General features: G+C 67.6%; 9 protein-coding genes. 2 read left to right on the top strand and 7 right to left on the bottom strand.

The window, feature by feature from the left end; translation table 11 throughout:
• Window positions 1-182: 182 nt before the first annotated feature.
• The 7 genes from CJ177_RS07865 to CJ177_RS07900 all read right to left on the bottom strand — a co-directional run bounded on the left by CJ177_RS07865 (window position 183) and on the right by CJ177_RS07900 (window position 7,071).
• Complete coding sequence (locus tag CJ177_RS07865; RefSeq protein ID WP_005241154.1) at window positions 183-1,601, bottom strand: wax ester/triacylglycerol synthase family O-acyltransferase; 1,419 nt, start codon at window positions 1,599-1,601, stop codon at window positions 183-185.
• 571 nt (window positions 1,602-2,172) lie between these two features.
• The gene (locus CJ177_RS07870; RefSeq protein WP_025432445.1) at window positions 2,173-2,802 is read right to left on the bottom strand and encodes an antibiotic biosynthesis monooxygenase; all 630 of its coding nucleotides are present in this window, start codon (window positions 2,800-2,802) and stop codon (window positions 2,173-2,175) included.
• Between the two features lie 198 nt (window positions 2,803-3,000).
• The gene (locus tag CJ177_RS07875; protein WP_061043425.1) at window positions 3,001-4,374 is read right to left on the bottom strand and encodes a wax ester/triacylglycerol synthase family O-acyltransferase; all 1,374 of its coding nucleotides are present in this window, start codon (window positions 4,372-4,374) and stop codon (window positions 3,001-3,003) included.
• Window positions 4,375-4,529: 155 nt separating this feature from the next.
• Window positions 4,530-4,808 carry a hypothetical protein gene (locus CJ177_RS07880; RefSeq protein WP_061701344.1) on the bottom strand — a complete coding sequence of 93 codons (279 nt, stop codon included), beginning with the start codon at window positions 4,806-4,808 and terminating at the stop codon, window positions 4,530-4,532.
• A 283-nt stretch (window positions 4,809-5,091) separates the two neighbouring features.
• Entirely contained in the window at window positions 5,092-5,358 is a 267-nt protein-coding gene (locus CJ177_RS07885) for a YdeI/OmpD-associated family protein (RefSeq protein ID WP_095867522.1), read from the bottom strand.
• 557 nt (window positions 5,359-5,915) lie between these two features.
• Window positions 5,916-6,302 carry a VOC family protein gene (locus CJ177_RS07895; RefSeq protein ID WP_005241164.1) on the bottom strand — a complete coding sequence of 129 codons (387 nt, stop codon included), beginning with the start codon at window positions 6,300-6,302 and terminating at the stop codon, window positions 5,916-5,918.
• Between the two features lie 13 nt (window positions 6,303-6,315).
• Window positions 6,316-7,071, bottom strand: a complete 756-nt coding sequence (locus CJ177_RS07900) for an ArsR family transcriptional regulator (RefSeq protein ID WP_095867523.1) — start codon at window positions 7,069-7,071, stop codon at window positions 6,316-6,318.
• 409 nt (window positions 7,072-7,480) lie between these two features.
• Between CJ177_RS07900 and CJ177_RS07905 the strand changes: the two genes are divergently transcribed.
• Complete coding sequence (locus CJ177_RS07905) at window positions 7,481-8,188, top strand: thioesterase II family protein (RefSeq protein ID WP_095867524.1); 708 nt, start codon at window positions 7,481-7,483, stop codon at window positions 8,186-8,188.
• A complete protein-coding gene (locus CJ177_RS07910; protein WP_005241170.1) occupies window positions 8,185-9,015 on the top strand; it encodes an SDR family oxidoreductase in 831 nt (276 codons plus the stop codon). Before CJ177_RS07905 ends, CJ177_RS07910 begins: the two co-directional genes overlap by 4 nt.
• Window positions 9,016-9,088 lie beyond the last annotated feature (73 nt).

Consider the following 9,088-nt stretch of genomic DNA (forward strand, 5'->3'; position numbering starts at 1 on the left):
TCGAGGGCGGCGGTGCCGCCGAGCAGCAGCATGAGCAGTGCTTTGTGGGTGTTCACGGGATTCCTTCCTACCGGGCGGACATCGGTGCTGTGTCGGTGTCCGGGGAAAACTGGTGTCGAGTAGGGCTTTCAATCATTGCGGCCGCCCCTGCGACGTCCGTCACGGCGTACCCAGGGGTGGCGTCACAGGCCGACCACCTGTTCGAGGGCGTCGAGTTCGGTGTCGAGGTGGTCTAGCATCGGGTGCAGGTTCGGGACGGTGCGCCGGCAGCCGGTCAACCCGAATACGAGTTGGTCGTCGCTGCTGGTGCAGGTGATGTTCAGGGCTTGTCCGGTGACAGGGATCGACAGCGGGCAGAGCGAGTCGAGGCGGGCGCCGTTCCAGTACAGCGGGGTGTCGGGTCCTGCGACGTTGGAGATCACCAGGTTGAACGGCGGCCGCTGCGGCCCCCGCCGGCCGAGGAGCATCTCGACACCGAGGGGGGCGGCACCGAGAGCGCTCATCGCCAGCACTTGAGCGGGGCTCATCGCCCTCAGGGCGTGTTTGCCTTCGCGCATGCAGGTGCGCACGGTGTCGAGCCGGTGGGCGGGGTCGGGCAGGTGGGTGGCGAGGTTGCACATCAGGACCCCGATCCGGTTTCCGCTCGAGGCTTCCGAATCGGTGCCGGAGGGGTTGGGGCGCAGGGAGACCGGGACCATCGCGATCAGCGGGTCTGTGGGCAGCGCGCCGAGGTCATGCAGGTAGCTGCGCAAGGCTCCGGCGGACATCGTCAGGATGATGTCGTTGACGGTGGCGTCGGCGTGCTTGGCGAGCAGCCGTATCCGTTCGAGCGGCCAGGTGCGGGCGGCGAAGTGCCGGGCGCCCCCGATCGAGACGTTGAACATCGTGTGCGGTGCCCGCGTCGACAGCGGCCCGCCTTCGGCGCGGAGAGCGCGGTCCACGGTGCCGGCAAGTGCCGGTGCCAGACCTGCGACCTCGCCGGCCGCGCCGCGGGCGCCGCGCAGGACCTGACCGGGTAGGCCCCGCAGGTTGGTCGGCAGAGATGGTAGTGGTGCAGTCCTGGCCGCGTCGGGCGTCGTGACGGGTGCGGCGGGTTGCCATGGGGCGGGCATACCCCTGCGGGAGGGGTCCTCGCTCATGCTGCGGCGCAACAGGTTCATCGAGGACGCGCCGTCGGCGAGTGCGTGGTGGATCTTGGTGTATACCGCGTAGCGGCCGTCGGCGAGGCCCTCGATCAGGTGCATCTCCCACAGCGGGCGGCTGCGATCGAGTGGGGAGCCGTGCAGTCGGGACACCAACGTCATCAGTTCGGGCATGCCGCCCGGTCGGGGGAGCGCATTGCGGTGCACGTGATAGTCGACATCGACGTCGGTCGAGGTGTCCCAACCCCACTGTCCCAGGGTGGTCAGCGACCGGCGGGCCCGCTTGCGGAATAGCGGCGCCACCTCGTCCGAGGCAGCCGCCGCCTCGAACATTGCCCCCATCGCGGCCGCGTCCGCGCCGTCCGGTGGAGTAAAGATCGCCAGGCCGCCGACGTGCATCGGATGCGCCCGCGACTCACCGAGGAGGAACAACGAATCGGTCGGCGACATCGGCAGCATATGAGGTCTCCTTCCCGTCTGTCCCCGGGGCGAGTATCCGCACTGCCACTGCGGGTACGTCCGATGGTTCAGCTCAGGTAATCGGTTCGTAAGATAACGGTTAGGTGTGGTTCATGTCACAAACCGGCATCCCTGTTCAGTTGTACAGGACGCGCGGACCACCGCGCGAGGCCGAAGGTCCCGGATAGGACAAGTCGGACAAGTGCGCAGTGCGCGACGACGACGCCGGGCGCTCAACCTTTCGCTCGGCGTCGTGACGGTCGCCATCGCGGCATCGACACGGATCCGACCCGTCAGGGCAGGTATCGTCGGCCGCTGAATCATCGTGATCTCGACAGCGTCACCCGCTGCTCGACAACGCTATCGCGGGTTCAGATCGGTTGTGGCACTGGCGAGCTGCAGGTGGGAACGCCAGGTCGCGCGCTCGGCGCAACCCTCGATATCACGTTGTGGTCGGGGATCGATCCACACAGACCGCTTCTCGTCGTCGGTGTCCGTCTCGAACGACGGCCAGCCGCTGCGGCCGCCGTCCAAACCGGGTGGGGTTGTCCTTCTCGACAGTTCGACAGTGTCACGCCATCTCGGGGACGTGCAGATGCGCGATGGCCAGCTCGAACTCGCAAGTATCGAGCACCTCGGCGTTCGCCTCGCGCACTCCTTCGTCCCGGATTCCGTCGATCCGTTCCCTGTTGCGTTCCATCGCCTCGGCGCTGTCGAATGTCAGCGACGACACCCCGCGACCCGCGGCGTGGTCGAGCATCAGGCTGGCGCTGCAGAAGCCGTCGAGTTCCTCCATCTTGGGTAGTGCAGCCATCTTCCACACGTCGACGGCGCGGTCCATGTGGGCCGGCTCCGTCTTGATCCACGTGACCCGGCAACAGGCCCCGCGATCCGAATGGTGGTCGCGATGCATGACAGCGATGTCCCATCGCGACACCTCCGTGGTGCCGTGGAAGATCTCGGCTGCGTCGTCACGCAGCTTCAGCACCGGTCCCTCGCTGGCGCGTAGCGATTCCTCGTCCCGCCACGAACTGGTCGCGATGCACCGGCCCGAGTCGCGATCGACCAGCAGGGACATTCCGAGGCAGCCCTCGGTGTCCGCCAGCGCCGGCATCACGGTGTCACGTACGTGCTTGATCCCGGCATCGATGTACGACGGATGCGCTTGAATTGTGGTTGAGCGTGCGAACACGATCGGCACCCTTCTCCTCAGGGCGGCGCCGACGCGGCGTCGCCGGTCATTTCCCCGTGTCTCACATTGCTCCCCCTATCCGTCGGAGGCAATGGGGGTGGCCGGTGGCCTCGGCAAGGATCAGCCGCAGCTGCGCCGTTCCGACCGCTGACATGAGGCCGCGATTGAGCCTGAGACGAATTCGTGCCCCCGTGAACGGTCGCGGTGTCACGGGGAGGCGGTGCGGGCCGCGGTGTCGAGGTCGGTCAGGGCGCTGTCGAGGTGGCCGATGATCCGATGCAGGTGAGGGACCGCGGTGCGGTCGCCGACGACCGCGACGTGCAGCTGCCCGGACCGGCTGGTGAGGGTGATGCTCAACGCCTGGCCGCGCGCGAGGGTCGGGATCGGGTAGACGGCGTCGAGATGGGCGCCGTTCCAGTACCGCGGGCGAGCCGGTCCCGGGGTGTAGGAGATCATCACGTTGAACGGCGGCGGGATGTCGTCGAGGACCCGGCGAACCGGGTCGAGCATGATCGGACTCAACGTCAGGACGCTGACCAGTTGGAATTGGGTACGGCTCAGGGCGGCGACGATTCCACTGGTATGGGCGACGGAGTCGGCGATCCGCGCCAAGCGGGTGAGTGGGTCGTTTTCGTCGGTGGCCAGGGACACCACCATTGCGCCGATCCCTCGGTTGCCGCCCGGCCCGATGGTGGGCGACTCGCCGAGGTCGAGCGGGACGGGGAGCATCGCGGTCAACGGCGCGTCGGGGAGGGCGTACTGCTCGAGCAGATATGCGCGGAGGGCTCCCGCGCACATCGTCAACACGACCACATCCAATGGGGCGCCGGTGCAGGCGGCGAGCCGGCGCAGTCTTTTCAGGTGCCAGGATCGGGCGGCGACCTTGCGGGCGCGGCCGGTCGGGGCGTTGAAGATCGTCGGCGGGGACTGCAGCGGCAACGTCAGGTGTTCTTCGGTCAGGCCGTGGTAGCCGGCGCGGATCAGGGTGGGGACGGCGGCCGTCAGCTCCCGCGTGGTGACCAGGCCGGACCGCAGCACCCCGCGGGGGTCGAGGGAGGGCTGGAGAGTGGGGGCCGCGACCGACGGGCTCCACGGCGCCGGGCAGTCCTGGAGGTCCGGGTCGACCGTGAGTGCGCGGTGCAGCAGCCGCATCCCGGAGGCTCCGTCGGTCAGCGACAGGTGAAACTTCGTGTACACCGCGGTGCGCCCGTCTGTCAGGCCCTCGATGACGTGCATCTCCCACATCGGGTGCTGGGGATCGAGCGGCATCGAATGCATCTGCGAGACGAGCGACAGCAGCTCGGCCATCGTGCCGTCACCGGGAACGGCAGTGTGCCGCACGTGATATCCGAGATCGATGTGCTTCTCGAACCGCCACCACGGATACCCGTGCAGCGGGCGGGAGGGGAGTTTGCGGAACAACTCCGCCACCTCGGTGTGCGCGCGCAAGCGCTCGACCATCTCGGCGGCGTGGGCACCGGGTGCGGTGCCGGGTGGGGGATCGAACAGGGTCAGGGTGGCCACGTGCATCGGGTGCGACGGGGATTCGAAGAGCACGAACATCGCCTCGGTTGGGCGCATTGGCACCAGTCCACCGACCCCAGCTCGCACACCGCACCTCCCGGCTCCTGTGTGGTCTCAGCAGAGCACACCGCGCCCGCGATGACCGTGCTTTCCGCCGAGACGACGACACGTGGCGGCCGGGATTCCACACATTCGAGTAGGACCGCGGGCTCTCAGGTGGCCGAGGGCCGGCCGAGTACCTGGTCCCACCAGTCGGCGAGCGGGCTGGGATCGGGCCAGATGATCGGATCGTCGGGTATCGACGAGGATTTGCTCGGGTCCGTGCCCGCTGGTTTTCGATCCGGATCGGCGGCCAGGGGTCGCTGCACGGCCCCGCACTGGCCAGTACCCACGGTCGGTGACCGGTCCGGGCGATTCGCTTGTCGGCGCGGCAGCGGAGCGGCGGGCGGGGATGGGATGCGGACCACGGGGTGGATTTCGTTCTCGAGCACGAACGTTTACTCCTTCGCTGAACGCATCGGCCACCGGACGTGTGGTGTCGGCCGGTCCCATCGCGGGGGTGATCCGCCCGCGTCACTGTCGATGCCCTCTCAGTTGTATCCGAACCGGCTCGCCCTGTCAGCCAAACCCCCAACACCGCCGACGGCGGGGAAATCCCCGTTTCGGGCTGGAGATTGCCACTCGGCGTCACACAGAACCGCCTCGCCACACGCCACCGGCGCTCCACCGCGACGGATCAACGAGATCGTCCGCGGAAAGCGGTCGATCACGGTTCTACCTACCGGTCTTCTCCCTGTGGCTGCACCCAGGCCAGCAGCATGGGCGGCGCTTGCCTTCAGCCAGTTCGGTATGCGTCCTTGTGATTCGACGCTGTCTCGTTTCATCGAGCTTGGCATCCTCGATCCAGCAGATCCACTCATTGCGTGCCAGTGGTGTGATGTCATTCCACGCGGCCAGCGCCGGGCCGTCGTCGGCCAACGCCTTTCGTAGATCTGCAGGCACTCTGTGCACCGTGCCGCTCGGGACCGTGGGCTTGCCCATGTTTCGAGACTACCGACGGTCGTCCAGGTCTGGCGCCCGTAGCCAACCGCGGCTTGGTGTTGATCCAGGAGCGGGACTCCTGCATCCGGCGACACGGTCGCCGCATGCGAGATCGGCTGACGGTGTGCCACCTGCAATGGACGACGGCCGGGGTGAGTCCGAAGTCTGGTTCAGTTTGATGCGATGAAGGTGCTCACGATCGTATCGGTCGTCTCGGTGCTGTGTGCAGTGCGCTGTGGCTGTTCGTCGTGCCGCAACTGGTAGGAACGGGGATGGTCGAGCCTGGACCACTTCTCGGTCTGATGGTTCTGCCCCCGACGCCGGTCGGGTTGATCGCCGCGCTGGTCGGGACGGTCGCAGGTCTATGGTTCGACGGGGTGGGAGTTGCTGATACTGCCGGCGTCGTTGATGTTGGGGCAGGTTGTGGTCGCATCGGGCCTGACCTCGGCCATGGTGAGTCGCCGTAGAGGCATCGACGCCGAGTCGGGGGAAGGAAGGCAGGTCGTGTGACACGCCGTCCCGACGGTGTCGTCGGCTCAGCTGATCGGTGTGGAGGCCTACCGATGTGCGGTGGGCTGGAACAGTTCGATCAGATTTCCTGCGGGGTCGGCGAGCAGGATCTGGCGACCACCCGGGCCGCTGACCACATCACTGTGGAAGGCGACACCGGCATCGCGCAGTCGGGTGATCTCGGCGTCGAGGTCGCTGACGATGAGGTGGATACGGTTGCCGCCCGGCCCGGTGATGTCGGTGGGGGTGGCGCGCGCACCTGAACTGGCCGGGCCGGACAGCAGTAGTCGCAAGGATCCGCGGATCACATCGGCGAAGGCGGGGGCGGGATTGGTGTGCAGGGTGAAGCCGAGGTGGCTGGTGTAGAAGTCGATGGCTGCGGGCACGTCGTCGACGAGGTAGCGGACGCTGGCGTATTCGATGGGTGGGGTCATCGGGCACTCCTTTTCACGGGTTGGTGGTGAGGGTCGGAAGCAGGTACCGGATGCGGGCGTCGATCTCGGCGGCGGTGGCCTCGAAGGTCGGGTAGGTGTCCTCGCCGGTGCCGCATCGTGTCGGGTCGGGGATGCTCCAGTGGATCCAGCGCGTGTCGTTGCCGAACTCCGGGCAGACTTCGCGGGCCTTGTCGCACAGGGTGACTACCGCTTGGAACCGGCGGTCGGCGAGTGTGTCGAGGTGGCGGGGTTGTTGGTCGGAGATGTCGATCCCGAACTCGTCGCGCAGCACGCGCACCGTATTGGGATGCATGCCCGGTTTGGGGTGGGTGCCGGCGCTGATTGCGTCGATTCGGCCGCTGGTGTGCTCGCGCAGCAGAGCTTCCGCGATCGCGGAGCGGGCACTGTTGCCGCTGCACACGAACAGCACGGCGAGGGGTGTCTTCGGGTCGAACGGCGGGGGTGTGGAGGCCCGGCCGAGTGTCGGGTGTAGCGCGGTGCCGGTACCGGCCAGCATCTCGGTGCAGCGGTCCAGATCCAGGTGGTAGTAGCTGTCGCGGCCGTCAAAGGTGCTGCGTGTGGCCCTCACCAGCCCGCCGTCGCGCAGCAGGCGCAGGTGGTAGGAGATCAGGTTCTGCGACTCACCTACCAGCGTCACCATCTCCCGGACCCGGTAGTCGCTGCCGGACAGCACCGTCAACAGCTGCCACCGCAACGGATGAGCGGCCAGCTGCACGAATGACGGGACGGGTTGACGCAACAGCACCACCCCACGAGGGTAACACCAGATGCATCAAACCAGTTTGATTCAATTGGAGACCGGGTGTGGGGTGGGAGCATGGTGTCGACGACAGCGGTGACGGATACACCGGATGGGCCGCGGCGCGGCGTGACGTGGCCGGGGCACGTCACCTCATTTCCGACCAGTTCTCCAGGTGCTTCGCTCCGCAGATGGTGACGGGCAGCATTCTGCGCGGGAACGCTGGGGGAGTGCGGCATTGGGGTCGAACTTCATCTGAACTCATGCGCCAGAGATAGATCTACTGACATTCTGACTGTCCCCAACGGTTGCTCCGCAGCACCGGACGGTGCACACGAATCCCCACACCGGGAAAGGGGCGCGGCCTAGGGTCGAAGGTAACCGGTCTTCCTCGGCGTCGTGGAAGGAGGCGGCAAAGGTGCCTGCGACACTGGTGTGCCTGCCGTACGCGGGTGCGGGCGCATCCTTCTTCCGCGATTGGCAGGGTTATGCGCCGAGGGGACTGGATATCCTCCCGGTGCAGCTCCCCGGCCGTGAGGAACGCTTCGGCGAGGACCTGCTCACCTCGGTCGACGCCGCCGTCGACGACATGGCGCCGCGCGTGCTGCCGGTCGTCCGGGAGTCTGCCGGGGTGGCCGTGTTCGGGCACAGCTTAGGTGCGGTCCTGGCCTACGAGCTGGCGCACCGCCTGGCCGCCGACGGGGGCGTCGCGCTGACCCGCCTGTTCGTGAGCGGATCGCCCGGACCGGCGACCGTGCGGGAAATCCGTGCGTCGTCGTTGGCGGATGCGGAGTTCCTCGCCCAGGTGGGTGATCTGGCCGGGTATTCCCATCCCGCGCTGGCGAACCCGGAACTACGGGAGTTGCTGTTGCCCGTCGTCCGCGCCGACGTCGAGATGCACGAAAACTATCGACCGCCACCGCACCCGCCGCTGGACGTCCCGATCACGGCTCTGCGCGGGCGCAGCGATCACCTCGTCGGTGTCGCTCAGGTGGCGGAGTGGGCGGCGGCGACGACTGCCGGGACTGCGGTGCTCGAGGTCGACGGCGGGCACATGTATCTTGCCGAGCACCCGCACGCGCTGGTACGACTGCTTGCTGCGCAACTCGGCGAGGGCACTCGGTGAGCGCCGACCTCGCCGGGAAGACGGCCTTCGTGACCGGCGCGGCGCGGGGGATCGGCCGTGCCTGCGCCGTCGAGTTCGCAGCGGCCGGCGCTGATCTCATGCTCGTCGACATCACCCGGAACCTGCCCGGGGTGCCGTACCCACTCGGTTCGCAGAGTCAGCTCGACTACACCGCGGAGTTGTGCCGCGAGCACGGTGCGACGGTGTTGACCCAGGCGGTGGACGTCCGTGAGCTCACGGAGATCAGGGCCGCGGTACAGGTGGCGCACGAACGATTCGGTCGCCTCGACGTGCTGCTCAACAATGCGGGAATCGCCGCACCGTCCGGGAAGGTGGCGCACGACATCGCCGAATCGGAGTGGCGTCTGATGCTCGACGTCGACCTCTCCGGGGCGTGGCGGACCATCGCGACGGTCGGCCGGATCATGGTGACCCAGCGAAGCGGAAGCATCGTCAATGTCGCCTCGACGGCCGGGCTCGTCGGGTATCGCCACTTCGCCGGGTACGTCGCGGCCAAACACGGCCTCGTCGGCCTCACCAAGGCCGTCGCCCTCGACTACGCGCCGAGCGGGGTGCGGGTGAATGCGCTGTGCCCGGGATCGGTGCGGGACAGCAGTGAGTACGAAGGGCGGATGCTCGCAGAGATCGCGCGCTCCCTGGGAGTCGGCGTCGACGAGCACGAGTCGGTCTTCGTGCAGGCCCAGCCGACCAACAAGCTCGTCGAACCCGGTGAGGTCGCGGCAGCGGCGCGGTGGCTCGCGTCCGACGACGCGCGTGGAGTCACGGGTACGGTGGTGACGGTGGACGGCGGTTTCACGGCACGCTGAGGGCGACTCGCGCGTTGTTCGCCGTGGAGGCACAAGCTCCGGTCGTCGCGCGTTTCTCGACTAGGATTGCTCT

Origin of the sequence: Rhodococcus sp. ACPA1, assembly GCF_002300195.1 — a bacterium.
Lineage (GTDB): Bacteria > Actinomycetota > Actinomycetes > Mycobacteriales > Mycobacteriaceae > Rhodococcus_F > Rhodococcus_F opacus.